The organism is Streptomyces sp. NPDC041135 (genome assembly GCF_055592085.1).
Window position 1 is genome coordinate 1 of record NZ_JBVIYZ010000008.1, and the last position, 15,015, is coordinate 15,015.

The following is a 15,015-nucleotide window of genomic DNA, read 5'->3' on the forward strand; positions in this document are numbered from 1 at the left end:
CACCCGTTACGAGAAGACAGCCACCATCTACTTGGCCGGACTCCACATCGCGGGCATCTTCCTCTGGTCCGCCCGATGATCCAAACGAAACTGCCGGACCTCTCGGCCCGCACCTGTCCGGGCCTTCCCGGTTGCCGTTACCGGCGGGGCGGGCGCAGGCCCAGGACGCGGTCCTTGAGCGCGGGGAACTGCTCCCGGGTCGTCGCGGTGCGCGCAGGGTCGAACTCGACGGTGAGGACCTCCTCGCCGGCGCCCGCCTCGGCCAGCACCTCGCCCCACGGGTCGACCACGATCGAGTGACCGGCCTGCGGAACCCCGGCGTGCGTCCCGGCCGTTCCACAGGCGAGGACGAACGCCTGGTTCTCGACCGCCCGGGCCCGGGCCAGCAGCGTCCAGTGCCCGCGCCGCCGCTCGGGCCAGCCCGCCGGGATCACCAGGGTCTCGGCGCCGTCGTCGACCAGGGCGCGGAAGAGTTCGGGGAAACGGAGGTCGTAACAGGTGGCCAGGCCCAGGGTGGTCGCGGGCAGACGGACCGTCACCGGCTCCCGCCCGGCGCCCATCAGCACGGCCTCGCCCTTGTCGAAGCCGAAGCGGTGGATCTTGCGGTAGGCGGCCGCGAGGTCCCCGGAGGGGGAGAAGACGAGGGAGGTGTTGTAGAGGGTGCCGTCGGGGTCCCGTTCCGGGACGGAGCCCGCGTGCAGCCAGACGCCCGCGTCGCTCGCCGCCTTGGCCATCGCCTCGTGCGTGGGACCGTCGAGCGGCTCGGCCTCGCGGCCGAACTCCTCGTAGGCGAAGGCGCCCGTGGTCCACAGCTCGGGCAGGACGACGAGGTCGGCACCGGCCTGCTCGCGCACCAGTGCGGCCGTCCGGCGCCGCCGGGACTCGGCCGATTCGTCCTCGTCCACGGCGATCTGGATCAGCGAGGCGCGCACACTACCACCGTCCTGCACTCTAGTTGTCCACACAGGCCTACGATCGTCACACGAAAGCACTGCCGGGGTACCGCACAGCAGCGTAACTTGGGGGTCCCCCAGATTCGAGCGCAGCCGACAGCCGGGGGGAGTTTCCGAGACACCCGCCGTCAGCAGCCACGCCCGCCGGCAGCGCCGCCGCCACCTGCCCGAGTACCGACCGCCGAGGGGTCCCGTTTCCGTGAGTCTGCATCCCACCCTCCAGCCCTACGCCGACGCCTGGACCCACTCCATCGACGCGATATCCGAGCTGGTGCTGCCCCTTGCGGAGGGCGAGTGGAACCGGCGGACCCCGTGCCCGGGATGGTCGGTCCGCGACATCGTGTCCCACGTCATCGGCATGGACTGCGAGATGCTCGGCGACCCGCGGCCCATCCACACCCTCCCCCGCGACCTCTTCCACGTCACCGACGCGCACCAGCGGTACATGGAGATGCAGGTCGACGTCCGCCGCCACCACACGGCACCGGAGATGACGTCCGAGCTGGAGTACACCGTCATCCGCCGCAACCGGCAGCTGCGCAACGAGTCCCGTGACCCCGGCACCAAGGTGCGCGGCCCGCTCGGCACCGAGATCACCCTCGAAGAGGCCATGCGCAACCGGGCGTTCGACGTGTGGGTGCACGAGCAGGACCTGCGCGCCGCCCTCGGCCGCCCCGGCAACCTCGACTCGCCGGGCGCGTACGTCACCCGGGACGTGCTGCTCGGCGAACTGCCCCGGGTCGTGGCCGAGGCGGCGAACGCGCCGCGCAGCTCGGCGATCGTCTTCGACGTGCACGGGCCCGTGGAGTTCCTGCGCACCATCCGCGTCGACATCCAGGGCCGCGGCACCCTGGAGAGCACCCCCGCGCTCGGCCCGGCCGCCACCCTCGGCCTGGACTGGGAGACCTACGTGCGGCTGGCCTGCGGGCGGGTGACGCCGGAGGCGGTCGCGGACCGGGTGAAGGCCGAGGGCGACCCGGAGCTGACGGCGGCGATCCTGCGCAACTTCCGGGTGACGAAGTAGGGCCTGCCGCCGCGCGCAAATCCGGTGTCGCCGGGGGCGGTGCCGGAACTAGCGTGTGCCGCCATGACGACCGACAGCGCCCCCGCACCCGCGGCCCTCGACGAGCGGCCTCCCCGCCTCACCCGCCTCACCTTCCACAACCCCCTCTCCGAGGGCCGGGCCGAGGCCCTGGTGCGGCGCCTAGCCGCGAACGCTCCGCGCAGCGTGCTCGACATCGGCTGCGGCTGGGGCGAGTTGCTGCTGCGGGTGCTGGACGCCGTACCGCAGGCCCGGGGCACCGGGATCGACGTCAGCGGTGAGGACCTGGCGCGCGGGCGCCGCAACGCCGAGGAGCGGGGCCTGGCGGACCGGGTGAGCTTCCACGAGGAGTCCGCGACCGGGACGACGCGCGGCCCCGCCGACCTGGTGCTGTGCCTGGGCTCCGGGCACGCCCTGAGCGACGCCGAGCCGCCCGAGGGCACCGCCGAGGCGCTGGGCGAGCTGCGCCGGCTGGTGAGCGACGGCGGGCGGGTGGTGTTCGGCGAGGGGTTCTGGCAGCGTGAGCCGACCGGGGCCGAGCTGGCCGGTATGTGGCCGGGTGCCTCCGCCGGCGACCAGCTCCCCCTGGCGGCGCTGCTGGACGCCGCCGTGGCCGCCGGGTTCCGGCCCGAGTGGGTGGAGACGGCGAGCCTTCAGGAGTGGGAGGAGTTCGAGTCGGCGTACCAGGCGGACGCGGAGGTGTGGCTGGCCGCGCATCCGGGGCATCCGCTGGCGGCCGAGACCCGCGAGCGCCTCGACCGGCACCGGGGGCAGTGGATGAGCTACCGGGGCGTCCTCGGACTCGCCTACCTCACCCTCGTACCGGTCGCCGCCTGAGCGGCTGACGGCCCGAGCGGCTGAGGGGCGGGCGGACACCCGGGCGCCCGCCCGTCGGGCGGCGGTGCCCTCACGCGGGCACGTGCACCGTCTCCACGCGGCTCGCCACCCGGCGCTCCCGTTCCCGGCGGGCCGCGCGGGCGCGCAGCCGCAGGATCTGGGAGACCCCCAGGGCCTGGAGGACGAAGACGGAGGAGAAGGCGACGGCGTAGTCGTCGCCGGTGGCGTCCAGCAGGACGCCGACCGCGAACAGCGTCGTCATGGAGGCGACGAAACCGCCCATGTTGGTGATGCCGGAGGCGGTGCCCTGACGCTCGGGCGGGTTGGCCGGGCGGGCGAAGTCGAAGCCGAGCATCGACGCCGGGCCGCAGGCGCCCAGCACGGCGCACAGCACCACCAGCAGCCACCTGGGCGCGTGGTCGCCGGGCCAGGCGAGGGTCGCCGCCCACACGGCGGCGGTGGCCGCGACCGTGGACAGGGCCAGCGGCAGCCGGGCCGCGTGGTGCCGGGCGACGACCTGGCCGTAGACCAGCCCGACGGCCATGTTGGACAGCACGACCAGGGTGAGCAGCTCGCCCGCGGTGCCCCGGGTCAGGCCCTGGTCCTCGACCAGGAACGGCAGGCCCCACAGCAGCAGGAAGACCATCGCCGGGAACTGGGTGGTGAAGTGCACCCACAGACCCAGGCGGGTGCCGGGTTCGCGCCAGGAGGCGGCGATCTGCCGGCGCACGTAGCGGGCGCCCTGGTGCGGGAGGGGGCCCGGCTCGTCTTCCTCGGGGTGGTCCTTGAGGAACAGCAGGACCAGGACGAGGACGACCGCGCCGGCCACCGCGCTGCCCGCGAACGCCGGGGTCCAGCCGACGCCGTGCAGCAGGCGGGCCAGGACGAGCGTGGAGACCAGGTTGCCGGCCATGCCCACCAGCCCCGCGAGCTGCGCGACCAGCGGGCCGCGGCGGGCCGGGAACCAGCGGGTGCCCAGCCGCAGCACGCTGATGAAGGTCATCGCGTCCCCGCAGCCGAGCAGCGCCCGGGAGGCGAGGGCCGTGCCGTAGGAGGGGGAGAAGGCGAAGCCCAGCTGCCCGGCCGTGAACAGCACCGCGCCGATGCTCAGCACCTTCTTGGTGCCCAGCCGGTCGACCAGCAGGCCGACGGGTATCTGCATGCCGGCGTAGACCAGCAGCTGGAGGATGGAGAACGTCGACAGGGCCGAGGCGTTGACGTGGAAGCGGTCGGCCGCGTCGAGGCCGGCCACCCCCAGGGAGGTGCGGAAGATCACCGCCACGAAGTAGACCGCGACGCCGATGCCCCAGACCGCGACGGCGCGCCGGCCGCCGGGCGGCTCGCCGGGCCTGCCGAGCGGCGCGGCGGGGTCACCCGGACGGGTGGAGCGTCCGCTCACCGGACCTCACCCCGCGCCAGGTGGGAGAACCAGCTCACGTGCCGGTGCACGACCTCGACGGCCGCGTCCGCGTCCCCGGCGCGCAGCGCCTCCAGGATCTCCGCGTGCTCGGCGAGCGTCTTGGCGATCCGGTCGGGGTGGGAGTGCATGACGGCGACGCCCATCCGCAGCTGGCGGTCGCGCAGCTGGTCGTAGAGCCGGGAGAGGATCTCGTTGCCGCCGCTGCGCACGATCTCGGCGTGGAAGCAGCGGTCGGTGACGGCGGCGGCGGCCAGGTCACCGGCGGCGGCCTGCGCCCGCTGCCGCGCCAGCAGCTCCGCCAGCCGTTCGAGCAGGGCGGGCGGCGCGGGCACGGCCTTGCGCGCCGCGTGCTCCTCGACCAGCTGCCTGGTCTCCACCACGTCCGCGATCTCCTGCGCGGAGACGGGCAGCACCAGGGCGCCCTTCTTCGGGTAGAGCCTGATCAGCCCCTCGACCTCCAGCCGCAGCAGGGCCTCGCGCACGGGGGTGCGGGAGACGCCGACGGCCTCGGCCAGCTCGCCCTCGGTCAGGAGCGTCCCGCCCTCGTAGCGGCGCTCCAGGACGGCCTCTTTGACGTGGGCGTAGACGCGGTCGGCGGCGGGCGGCCGGCGGAGCGGGGCGGGGGGCGCGGAAGGCATGCCCACAGCATAGATACAACACGTACGCAAGGCGTTCCCCGTCCGCGATGTGGACGGTTCCGCGCAGGACGCACAACCTTCTGTGCTACTTACGTGTCACACACGTGCGGCCCTCCTTTCCCGCCACCAACTCGGCCGCATATCAAGGGCATTCAAGACAATCGGGGTACATCACTTTGATTACCGGTATTGCAGGCACCCGCGTCCGCAGAGCAACCGCCGTCGCCGTCTCCTCCGGCGCGCTGCTCGCCGCGGGCGCCTTCTCCGCGGCTCCCGCGCAGGCCGTCACGACGCCCTCGATCGTGGCCAAGGGCGGCTATGTGATGAACAACGCGACGGCCAAGACGCTGTACACCAAGGCAGCGGACACCAAGCGCTCCACCGGTTCCACCACGAAGATCATGACCGCCAAGGTCGTGCTGGCCCAGTCGAACCTGAACCTCGACTCCAAGGTCACCATCCAGAAGGCCTACAGCGACTACGTCGTCGCCAACAACGCCTCGCAGGCCCACCTGATCGTCGGCGACAAGGTGACCGTCCGCCAGCTGCTGTACGGCCTGATGCTGCCGTCCGGCTGCGACGCCGCCTACGCGCTGGCCGACAAGTACGGCTCCGGCTCCACCCGCGCCGCGCGCGTGAAGTCCTTCATCGGCAAGATGAACACCACCGCCAAGAGCCTCGGCCTGACGAACACGCACTTCGACTCGTTCGACGGCATCGGCAACGGCTCCAACTACTCGACGCCGCGCGACCTGACCAAGCTGGCCAGCAACGCGCTGAAGAGTTCCACGTTCCGCACGATCGTCAAGACCAAGTCCTACACGGCGAAGACGGTCACCAAGACCGGCGGCACCCGCACGATGAACCCGTGGACCAACACCAACGGGCTCCTCAGCAGCTACAGCGGCACCATCGGCGTCAAGACCGGCTCCGGCCCCGAGGCCAAGTACTGCCTCGTCGTCGCCGCCACCCGCAACGGCAAGACGGTCGTCGCCACCGTCCTCGCCTCCACCTCCATCGCCCAGCGCGAGGCGGACGCGAAGAAGCTCCTCACCTACGGCTTCGCCAAGATCGGCTGACACCGGTCACCGCACGGCAGAGGGGCCCGCCGCGGCATGCGGCGGGCCCCTCTGCGTACGGCCCCTCTGCGTACGGCCCCTCTGGGCGCGGGCTCAGGACCAGGTGGTCAGGCCCAGGTGATCAGGCGCTTCGGCTGCTCCAGGACCGCGGCCACGTCGGCCAGCACCTTGGAGCCCAGCTCGCCGTCGACCAGGCGGTGGTCGAAGCTGAGCGCCAGGGTGGTGACCTGGCGGGGCTTGACCTTGCCCTTGTGCACCCACGGCTGGAGCTTGATCGCGCCGACCGCGAGGATCGCCGACTCGCCGGGGTTGAGGATCGGCGTGCCGGTGTCGACGCCGAAGACGCCGACGTTGGTGATCGTCACCGTGCCGCCCTGCATCGCGGCCGGGGACGTCCGGCCCTCCCGGGCCGTGGACACCAGCTCGCCCAGCGCGGCGGCCAGCTGCGGCAGCGTCTTGGCGTCGGCGTCCTTGATGTTCGGCACGATCAGACCGCGCGGCGTGGCCGCGGCGATGCCCAGGTTGACGTAGTGCTTGAGCACGATCTCCTGGGCCGCCTCGTCCCAGGAGGCGTTGACCTCCGGGTTGCGCCGGATGGCGACCAGCAGGGCCTTGGCGATGAGCAGCAGCGGATTGACCCGCAGACCGGCCATCTCCTTGTCCTGCTTCAACTCCTCGACCAGCTTCATCGTGCGCGTGACGTCCACCGTCACGAACTCCGTGACGTGCGGCGCCGTGAACGCCGAGCCGATCATGGCCTGCGCGGTCGCCTTGCGCACGCCCTTGACCGGGACGCGGGTCTCACGGGCGCCGTCGTACACCGCCACCGGCGCGGCGGAGGGCGCGGCCGCCGCAGCGGACTCCCGCGTCTGCGGGGCGGCGGGCGCGGACTGCGGCGGGGCCACCGCCGCGTGCACGTCCTCGCGCGTGATGACGCCGCCGGGGCCGGACGGGGTCACCGCGGCGAGGTCGACGCCCAGGTCCTTGGCCAGCTTGCGCACCGGGGGCTTGGCCAGCGGGCGCGCCGCACCGCCGGACGGGGCCGCGGGTGCGGGCTGGGCCACCGGGGCGGGCGGGGCCACCGCGCCGTGCCCGTTCAGCTCGGCCGGGACCTCCTGGGCCGGTGCCGGGACCGTGCTGTCCTGGCCCTTGCGCGGGCGGCGCCGGGTGGAGGAGGCGGCGACGCCGTAGCCCACCAGGACCGGCTGGCGGGCCGCGGGCGCGGACGGCTCGGCCGGGGCCTGCGCCGCCTTCGGCCGTTCGGCCGCGGGCTGCTCCGGGGCGGCCGGTGCGGCCGCCCCGCCCGACACGTCCACCGCGATGATGGACGTGCCCACGTCCACCGTGGTGCCCTCGGGGAAGTGCAGGGCGCGGACCACGCCGTCGTAGGGGATGGGCAGTTCGACGGCCGCCTTGGCGGTCTCGACCTCGCACACCACCTGGCCGTCGGTGACCGTGTCACCCGGCTGTACGTACCACTTGAGGATCTCGGCCTCGGTGAGTCCCTCGCCCACGTCGGGCATCTTGAACTCGCGCACGGACGCTTCCGTCATCGTCGTCACGACCCTCTCCTCAGTACGCCAGGGCACGGTCGACGGTGTCGAGCACCCGGTCCAGACCCGGCAGGTACTCCTCCTCCAGGCGGGCCGGCGGGTAGGGGGCGTGGTAGCCGCCGACCCTGAGCACCGGGGCCTCCAGGTGGTAGAAGCAGCGCTCCGTGATCCGGGCGGCGATCTCCGCGCCGGAGCCGAGGAACACCGGCGCCTCGTGCACCACGACCAGGCGGCGGGTCTTCTCCACCGAGGCCTGGACGGTGTCGAAGTCCAGCGGCGAGATGGAGCGCAGGTCGACGATCTCCAGCGACTTGCCCTCCTCGGCGGCCGCGTCGGCGACCTCCTGGCAGAGCTTCACCATCGGGCCGTAGGCGACCAGGGTGAGGTCGGTGCCCTCGCGGACCACGCGCGCCTTGTGCAGCGGGCCGGGGATCGCCTCGGTGCTGACCTCGGCCTTGTCCCAGTAGCGGCGCTTGGGCTCGAAGTAGATCACCGGGTCGTCGCTCTGGATGGCCTGCTGCATCATCCAGTACGCGTCGGAGGCGTTGGAGGGGCTGACCACCTTCAGGCCCGCCACGTGCGCGAACAGCGCCTCGGGGGACTCGGAGTGGTGCTCGACCGCGCCGATGCCGCCGCCGTAGGGGATGCGGATGACGACCGGCAGCTTGACCTTGCCCAGGGAGCGGGCGTGCATCTTCGCGAGCTGGGTGACGATCTGGTCGTAGGCCGGGAAGACGAAGCCGTCGAACTGGATCTCCACCACCGGGCGGTAGCCGCGCAGGGCCAGGCCGATGGCCGTGCCGACGATGCCGGACTCGGCGAGCGGGGTGTCGATGACGCGGCTGTCGCCGAAGTCCTTCTGCAGGCCGTCGGTGACGCGGAAGACGCCGCCGAGCTTGCCGACGTCCTCGCCCATGACGACGACCTTGGGGTCCGTCTCCAGGGCGCGGCGCAGCGACTCGTTGATCGCCTTGGCCAGTGCCATCGTCCTGGTGCCGCTCTCGGTGGCCACGGTGTTCGTTGCCATGGTCAGACCCCCTCTGCGTCCGCGAACGACGCCTGGTAGGCGGCGAACTGGGCTCGTTCCTCGTCGACGAGCGCGTGCCCGTCCGCGTACACGTTCTCGAAGATGGCGAGGTGGTCCGGGTCCGGCATGGCGCGGACCGCTTCGCGCACCTGCCTGCCCAACGTCTCGCTCTCCGTCTCGAGTTCCGCGAAGAACGCCTCGTCCGTGTGGTTCGAGGCCTCGAGGTACCGGCGCAGCCGCAGGATCGGGTCCTTGGCCTCCCAGGCGGCCCGCTCGTCGTCGTGGCGGTAGCGGGTGGGGTCGTCGGAGGTGGTGTGGGCGCCCATGCGGTACGTGTACGCCTCCACCAGGGTGGGGCCCTCGCCGTTGCGGGCCCGCTCCAGCGCCCACTTGGTGACCGCGAGGCAGGCCAGCACGTCGTTGCCGTCCACCCGGACGCCGGGGAAGCCGAAGCCCTGGGCGCGCTGGTAGAGCGGCACCCGGCTCTGCTTCTCGGTCGGCTCGGAGATCGCCCACTGGTTGTTCTGGCAGAAGAACACCACGGGCGCGTTGTAGACCGCGGAGAAGGTGAACGCCTCGGCCACGTCGCCCTGGCTGGAGGCGCCGTCGCCGAAGTAGGCGATGACGGCGGAGTCGGCGCCGTCCATGGCCACGCCCATCGCGTAGCCGGTGGCGTGCAGCGCCTGGGAGCCGATGACGATCGTGTAGAGGTGGAAGTTGTTGCCGTTGGGGTCCCAGCCGCCGTTGTTCACACCGCGGAACATGCCGAGCAGGTTGGTCGGGTTCACCCCGCGGCACCAGGCGACGCCGTGCTCCCGGTAGGTCGGGAAGACGTAGTCGTCCTCGCGCGTGGCGCGGCCGGAGCCGATCTGCGCGGCCTCCTGGCCCAGCAGCGAGGCCCACAGGCCCAGCTCGCCCTGGCGCTGGAGGGCGGTGGCCTCGGCGTCGAAGCGGCGGGTGAGCACCATGTCGCGGTACAGGCCGCGCAGCTCCTCGGGGGTGATCCCGGCGACGTACGCGTCGTACGCCGCGTTCTCCGCGTTCTGGACGCGTTCACCCTCGGGCGTCAGCAGCTGGACGAGCTGGGGTTCGCCGCTCTGCTTCGCGCTGGTGCGGGTGGTGCGCTTGGTGCCGGTGGTGCCGGCCTTGCCTGCGGCGCTGCGTCGCGGCTTGCGCGCGGCACTGCTGTCCACGGTCACGTGTGCTCCTCCGTCGGTCCGGCCCCCGGGGTTGCCGGTAGGCCTGGGGTCCCCCGGCTCGTATCAGAGCCTGGGGGAGGCTCACCTGCTTCCGACCACCGGGCACGGGGTGGGTGCCACTCGGCCGGGAACAGGCGTGACAGGTGCCCCGGCGAGCGCCCTGCAACAAGCACGTTACCCAGTGCGCCACATTTCTGTGAAACCCCACCTGACCTGCGTTTTTGCTTGGATTTCCAAGTAAATCGACGCGGTGGGGAAGGTCGCTGGTCACAGCCTTGCAGGAGGCCGGAGCAACGGCACGTTATCCCGCCCACCCAGGTCACGGGAAGAGTTCGCGGGTGAATCCGACCCAGGGCGCGAAAGCGGAGGAATGCGGGTGTTCCGCCCGATGGATCACGAAGTTCCCCGTGCGGAGCCGGCACGGGCGGCCTCGGCGGGGCGGGGCCGGGCGAGCCGCGGACCCGGAACATGGCCGGTCGCGACCGAAAGCGACCGGCGATGACTGTCTGTGACAAGGCCCAGCTCACGGCCGCTTTCCGTGCCCTAGCATCGGGCGCGTGCCGCCCCCATGTGTACCACCCCCCGCGCCTCAAGCGCCCCCTCTGGGTGCCTTGCTGCGCCTGTACGCCGCCGGTTCCGCCCTCGCCTGCGAGCCCGTCGACCAGGGCCTGCTCAACCGCGGCTACCGCCTGAGCACCACCCGCGGCCGCTACTTCCTCAAGCACCACTTCGACCCCGACACCGCCGACCCCGCGGCCATCGAACGCCGCCACCGGGCCACCCAGCGCCTGGCCGACCTCGGCGTCCCCGTCGCCCCGCCGCTCGCCCACCGCGACGGCCGCACCGTCGCCGTCGTCGGCGGCCACGCATACGCCCTGCACCCCTGGATCGACGGCAGGCACCGGCACGGCGGCCAGCTCACCCGGGGGGAGAGCGCACGCCTCGGGGCGCTCCTGGGGGCCGTACACGCCTGTCTGGAGCGTGTGATGCCCCCCAAGGGGCACACCCGGCCCGCCACCGGCCCGCACCCCGTGGAGAGCGCCGACCCGGCCGCCACGTTCGCGCTCATCGACGACCTGCTCGCGCACGTGCGCCGCCACCGCCCCCCGGACGCCTTCGACGAGCTGGCCCGCCACCGGCTGCTGGAGCGGCGGGCGCTGCTGGAGCAGCACGTGGACCGGCGCCCGCCGCGCGGCGGCCCGGTCGGCTGGGTGCACGGGGACTTCCACCCGTTCAACCTGCTCTACCGGGGCGACGCCCCCGCCGCGATCGTGGACTGGGACCGGCTCGGCGTGCAGCCGCGCGCCGAGGAGGCCGTACGGGCCGCCGCCATCTTCTTCGTCCGGCCGGCCGGCGAGCTGGACCTGCCGAAGGTGCGGGCCTACGCGCGCGCGTACCGGCGCGCGGCCCGCGCCACCCCGTCGGAGCTGGCGGCGGCCGTGCACCGGGTCTGGTGGGAGCGGCTGAACGACTTCTGGATGCTGCGCTGGCACTACGAGCGCCGCGACACGCGCGCGGACCCCCAGTTCCCGGCCGCCTCGGCGCTCGCGGTGTGGTGGACGCGCGAGTACGACGCGGTGTGCGACGCGTTCGCGGAGTGAGCCGCGCCGCCCGGGCGGCGCGGCTCAGGGCTCAGGTGCTCAAGGGCTTCAGGACGCGCTCGGCGGGGCCGTGGGTGTCCTTCAAGGGCCGCCCTGCCCGGTGCCGTCCGTGGTGCCCTCGTCGGTGCCGCCCGCGGTCTCCGTCGCCGGGTCGGACGGCGGCGCCTCGGACGTCTCCGGGGCCGTCGGCTCCGCGGAGGTCTCGGGGTCCGTCGGCTCGTCCGTGGGGTAGCTGGAGGCCGTGTGCGACGGGGTGTACGACGGGGTCGGTGTCGGCGAGTAGTGGGTGCCGGTGCCCGTGCCCGTGGAGTCGTCCGTGGACGTGTCGGTGGACCGGTCGGTCGCCGTGTCGCTGGGCTTCTCGCTGGGCGTCTTCTTGTCGTCGGTGGTCTTCGTCTGGGTCGGCGACTGGGTGGTGCCCGTGCCGCCGCTGCCGGAGCCGGTGGTGTTCAGCGCCAGCGCGACGCCCGCGGCGATGGCGACCACCGCGAGGACGGCCAGGATCCACAGCTTGCCGCGGCCGCTGCCCTTGTTGCCGTGGCCCTCGAAGCCGCCGTCGTCATGGCCGCCGTACCCGCCGGGCAGGATCGGCTGGGGGATCTGCGTGGTGCCGGAGGCGTCCATGGGATGCGCCATGACGCTCGTCCCGGCGAACCCGGCCACCGGGGTGTGCCGGCCGTCGTGCGTCTCCACCGGGCCGGTGTTCCAGGTGCCGGTGTGGCTGCCCTGCTCGTACAGCATCTGCAGGGCGTACTGGACCAGGCCGCGCATCTCCTCGGCCGTCTGGAAGCGGTCGTCGGGGTCCTTGGCGAGCGAGCGCATGACCAGCCCGTCCAGCTCCGGCGGGCACGCGTCGGAGGCCTCGGAGGGCGGCGTGGGGATGTCCTGCACGTGCTGGTAGACCACCGACAGCGGCGTCTCACCGGTGAACGGGGGCCGCAGCGACAGCAGTTCGTACAGCAGGCAGCCGGTGGCGTACAGGTCGGAGCGGTGGTCGACGGCCTTGCCGAGCGCCTGCTCGGGGGAGAGGTACTGCGGGGTGCCCATGACCATGCCGGTCTGGGTCATCGTCGTGGACGCGCCGTGCAGCGCGCGGGCGATGCCGAAGTCCATCACCTTGACCGCGCCGTTGTCCGTGATGATGACGTTGGCCGGCTTGATGTCGCGGTGCACGATGCCGTGCTGGTGCGAGTAGGCGAGCGCCTCCAGCACCCCGGACACGATGATCAGGGCCTGCTCCGGGCCCGGCGCCTCGGCGTTGAGCAGCAGATCGCGGATGGTGCGGCCCTCGACCAGCTCCATCACGATGTACGGCACCGACTGGCCGCCCACGAAGTCCTCGCCGGAGTCGTACACGGCGACGATCGCGTGGTGGTTCAGCCCGGCGACCGACTGCGCCTCGCGCGTGAAGCGGGCCTTGGAGACCGGGTCCTCGGCGAGGTCGGCGCGCAGCAGCTTGACCGCGACCGTCCGGCCCAGGCGTACGTCCTCGGCCGCGAACACCTCGGCCATGCCGCCCCGGCCGAGCCGGTGGGTCAGCCGGTACCGGCCGTCGCCGACGAGCCCGCCGTTGCCCCACATCTCCGGCGTCTCTGACATGCCGCCGCCAGCCGCCTCGGGGTCGGACGGGCCCTGGGCGCTGTGCGTCTGTGCCATCGGTCCTCGCCGTCGTTTCTGCCCGCGGTGCGCGCGGTGTTGTCACGGTCTCCGTCGGCCACGCTACAGCCTCCGCGCAAGCCGCCGGTCCGGGATCCGCTCCGTGCCCGGTACGGGGACCGGCCCGGGACGGACCGGTCATCAAACCCGCAGCACGCGCTGTCGTGCAAATCCTGTGCACCGGTCGTACGCCCGCTGTAACGCTTGCGCGACGCTTCCTTCGCGTACGGTCACGGAACGGGCACCGAGCTTGACGTGTCGGTGCCCTCGGGCAGACTTGGCCGGGAATGAGACATTCGATCATCGACGGCGCCTGACGGCCAAGTGGGGGACGCGGAATCATGAGCCAGGACGGCGTACAGGGCCGGTACGCGGGGCGGGGGCTGGCGGGGGGCCGCTACCAGCTGCGCGACCTCCTCGGCGAGGGCGGCATGGCCTCGGTGCACCTGGCCTACGACGCCGTCCTGGACCGGCACGTCGCGATCAAGACGCTGCACACCGAACTCGGCCGGGAGCCGGCCTTCCGCGAGCGGTTCCGCCGCGAGGCGCAGGCAGTGGCCAAGCTCACCCACACCAACATCGTCTCCGTCTTCGACACCGGCGAGGACACCGGCGGTTCGCCCGCGGGCGACTCCATGCCGACGCCGTACATCGTCATGGAGTACATCGAGGGCCGTCCGCTGGGCTCGGTGCTGGAGGAGGACATCCGGCGGTTCGGCGCGATGCCCGCCGACAAGGCGCTGAAGATCACCGCCGACGTGCTGGCCGCCCTGGAGGTCAGCCACGAGATGGGCCTGGTCCACCGGGACATCAAGCCGGGCAACGTGATGATGACCAAGCGCGGTGTCGTGAAGGTCATGGACTTCGGCATCGCCCGCGCCATGCAGTCCGGCGTGACGTCGATGACGCAGACCGGCATGGTCGTCGGCACCCCGCAGTACCTCTCCCCCGAGCAGGCGCTGGGCCGCGCCGTGGACGCCCGCTCCGACCTGTACTCGGTCGGCATCATGCTGTTCCAACTGGTCACCGGACGGCTCCCGTTCGACGCGGACTCGCCGCTCGCCATCGCGTACGCGCATGTGCAGGAGGAGCCGGTGGCGCCCTCCTCGATCAACCGCGCGCTGCCCCCGGCCGTGGACGCGCTGGTCGCCCGCGCGCTGAAGAAGAACCCGAACGAGCGCTTCCCGACGGCCGAGTCCATGCGCGACGAGTGCCTGCGGGTCGCCGCCTCCTTCCAGCCGAGCGCGCCGAGCATCGTGCCGGGCGCCGGCCCCACGCAGTCCGGCTCGGGCGTCGGCTCCGCCGTGTTCCCGCCCGTCGACCAGAGCGGCCCCCAGCCCACCGGCCCGGTGCAGACGCCGTACCAGCCGGCCCCGGCGCCGCACCCGTACGGCACCCCGGCGCCCTCGCCCGCCTACGGCTACCCGCAGCAGGGCGGCTACCCGACCCCGGCCCAGGCCGGCTACGGGCAGCACGCGCCCTCGACGCCGCCGCCGTACAACCTCACGCCGCAGACTCCCGCCCCGTCCCCGGGCGGGGGCGGCGGCCGCGGCAGCCGGCCGGTGGTCATCGGCGCCGTCGCGGTGTCGCTGGTCGCCGTCGTCGGGCTGATCGTCGCGCTGACCCTGAACAACAACGGCGGCGACCCCGAGGGCGGCGGTCCGAGCGCCTCGGGCTCCGCCTCCGCGCACGCGGCGGGCTATCGCGGGCCCGACACCTCGAAGACGATCGACAAGACGGAGTGCACCGAACCGCAGGAGTCCTACGACGACCCGGACAAGATCCGGGTCCCGGACTTCAAGTTCAAGTACATCAAGTCCGTCAAGGAGTGCTTCCAGGCCGCCGGCTGGGAGCTGAAGGAGATCCCCGTCGACGAGAACACCTACGGCGACGGCACGGTCATGGAGCAGTTCCCGGCCGCCGACACGGACGTCTCCCCCGACGACATGCCGAAGATCCAGCTCAAGGTCTCCACCGGCAACCCGCCCAGCTGAGCGGAGGCCGCACGCG

Annotated in this window: 12 protein-coding genes; 5 read left to right on the plus strand and 7 right to left on the minus strand. The window is 72.7% G+C overall.

Annotated elements, in window-relative coordinates; genetic code table 11:
• Positions 1 to 137: 137 nt before the first annotated feature.
• The gene (locus ACZ6CZ_RS19820; protein ID WP_469022638.1) at positions 138 to 932 is read right to left on the minus strand and encodes a carbon-nitrogen family hydrolase; all 795 of its coding nucleotides are present in this window, start codon (positions 930 to 932) and stop codon (positions 138 to 140) included.
• Between the two features lie 220 nt (positions 933 to 1,152).
• Here ACZ6CZ_RS19820 and ACZ6CZ_RS19825 point away from each other — a divergent pair, with 220 nt between their 5' ends.
• Together ACZ6CZ_RS19825 and ACZ6CZ_RS19830 are read left to right on the plus strand one after the other, a co-directional pair.
• On the plus strand, positions 1,153 to 1,977 hold the full coding sequence (locus tag ACZ6CZ_RS19825) for a maleylpyruvate isomerase family mycothiol-dependent enzyme (RefSeq protein ID WP_469022641.1): 825 nt from the start codon (positions 1,153 to 1,155) through the stop codon (positions 1,975 to 1,977).
• 63 nt (positions 1,978 to 2,040) lie between these two features.
• Entirely contained in the window at positions 2,041 to 2,832 is a 792-nt protein-coding gene (locus ACZ6CZ_RS19830; protein WP_469022644.1) for an SAM-dependent methyltransferase, read from the plus strand.
• Between the two features lie 70 nt (positions 2,833 to 2,902).
• Here the strand turns inward: ACZ6CZ_RS19830 and ACZ6CZ_RS19835 are convergent, their stop codons facing one another.
• Positions 2,903 to 4,231, minus strand: a complete 1,329-nt coding sequence (locus tag ACZ6CZ_RS19835) for an MFS transporter (protein WP_469022648.1) — start codon at positions 4,229 to 4,231, stop codon at positions 2,903 to 2,905.
• The gene (locus tag ACZ6CZ_RS19840; protein ID WP_469022651.1) at positions 4,228 to 4,890 is read right to left on the minus strand and encodes a GntR family transcriptional regulator; all 663 of its coding nucleotides are present in this window, start codon (positions 4,888 to 4,890) and stop codon (positions 4,228 to 4,230) included. Before ACZ6CZ_RS19840 ends, ACZ6CZ_RS19835 begins: the two co-directional genes overlap by 4 nt.
• Before the next feature lie 176 nt (positions 4,891 to 5,066).
• Between ACZ6CZ_RS19840 and ACZ6CZ_RS19845 the strand changes: the two genes are divergently transcribed.
• Positions 5,067 to 5,969: a D-alanyl-D-alanine carboxypeptidase family protein gene (locus ACZ6CZ_RS19845; protein WP_469022653.1), complete on the plus strand. Its 903-nt coding sequence runs from the start codon at positions 5,067 to 5,069 to the stop codon at positions 5,967 to 5,969.
• A 107-nt stretch (positions 5,970 to 6,076) separates the two neighbouring features.
• Here the strand turns inward: ACZ6CZ_RS19845 and ACZ6CZ_RS19850 are convergent, their stop codons facing one another.
• Genes ACZ6CZ_RS19850 through pdhA form a run of 3 tightly spaced genes read right to left on the minus strand, consistent with a single transcriptional unit; the run spans position 6,077 to position 9,748 of the window.
• The gene (locus ACZ6CZ_RS19850; protein ID WP_469022656.1) at positions 6,077 to 7,531 is read right to left on the minus strand and encodes a dihydrolipoamide acetyltransferase family protein; all 1,455 of its coding nucleotides are present in this window, start codon (positions 7,529 to 7,531) and stop codon (positions 6,077 to 6,079) included.
• 10 nt (positions 7,532 to 7,541) lie between these two features.
• A complete protein-coding gene (locus tag ACZ6CZ_RS19855; protein WP_469023373.1) occupies positions 7,542 to 8,507 on the minus strand; it encodes an alpha-ketoacid dehydrogenase subunit beta in 966 nt (321 codons plus the stop codon).
• A 44-nt stretch (positions 8,508 to 8,551) separates the two neighbouring features.
• Positions 8,552 to 9,748 carry a pyruvate dehydrogenase (acetyl-transferring) E1 component subunit alpha gene (gene pdhA, locus ACZ6CZ_RS19860; protein ID WP_469022659.1) on the minus strand — a complete coding sequence of 399 codons (1,197 nt, stop codon included), beginning with the start codon at positions 9,746 to 9,748 and terminating at the stop codon, positions 8,552 to 8,554.
• A gap of 557 nt (positions 9,749 to 10,305) precedes the next feature.
• Here pdhA and ACZ6CZ_RS19865 point away from each other — a divergent pair.
• Positions 10,306 to 11,349 (plus strand): phosphotransferase, encoded by a 1,044-nt coding sequence (locus ACZ6CZ_RS19865; RefSeq protein ID WP_469022662.1) that lies wholly within the window; start codon positions 10,306 to 10,308, stop codon positions 11,347 to 11,349.
• A gap of 81 nt (positions 11,350 to 11,430) precedes the next feature.
• Here ACZ6CZ_RS19865 and ACZ6CZ_RS19870 read toward each other — a convergent pair whose 3' ends face one another.
• Positions 11,431 to 13,005: a protein kinase domain-containing protein gene (locus ACZ6CZ_RS19870; protein ID WP_469022665.1), complete on the minus strand. Its 1,575-nt coding sequence runs from the start codon at positions 13,003 to 13,005 to the stop codon at positions 11,431 to 11,433.
• Positions 13,006 to 13,346: 341 nt separating this feature from the next.
• Between ACZ6CZ_RS19870 and ACZ6CZ_RS19875 the strand changes: the two genes are divergently transcribed.
• Complete coding sequence (locus ACZ6CZ_RS19875; protein WP_469022668.1) at positions 13,347 to 14,999, plus strand: Stk1 family PASTA domain-containing Ser/Thr kinase; 1,653 nt, start codon at positions 13,347 to 13,349, stop codon at positions 14,997 to 14,999.
• Positions 15,000 to 15,015 lie beyond the last annotated feature (16 nt).

What these genes read in the sequence shown, in the direction of transcription:
- ACZ6CZ_RS19830 (WP_469022644.1), top strand. Translation starts at nt 2,041, where the DNA reads ATGACGACCGACAGCGCCCCCGCACCCGCGGCCCTCGACGAGCGGCCT.
- ACZ6CZ_RS19840 (WP_469022651.1), bottom strand. Translation starts at nt 4,890, where the DNA reads ATGCCTTCCGCGCCCCCCGCCCCGCTCCGCCGGCCGCCCGCCGCCGAC.
- ACZ6CZ_RS19855 (WP_469023373.1), bottom strand. Translation starts at nt 8,507, where the DNA reads ATGGCACTGGCCAAGGCGATCAACGAGTCGCTGCGCCGCGCCCTGGAG.
- ACZ6CZ_RS19870 (WP_469022665.1), bottom strand. Translation starts at nt 13,005, where the DNA reads ATGGCACAGACGCACAGCGCCCAGGGCCCGTCCGACCCCGAGGCGGCT.
- ACZ6CZ_RS19875 (WP_469022668.1), top strand. Translation starts at nt 13,347, where the DNA reads ATGAGCCAGGACGGCGTACAGGGCCGGTACGCGGGGCGGGGGCTGGCG.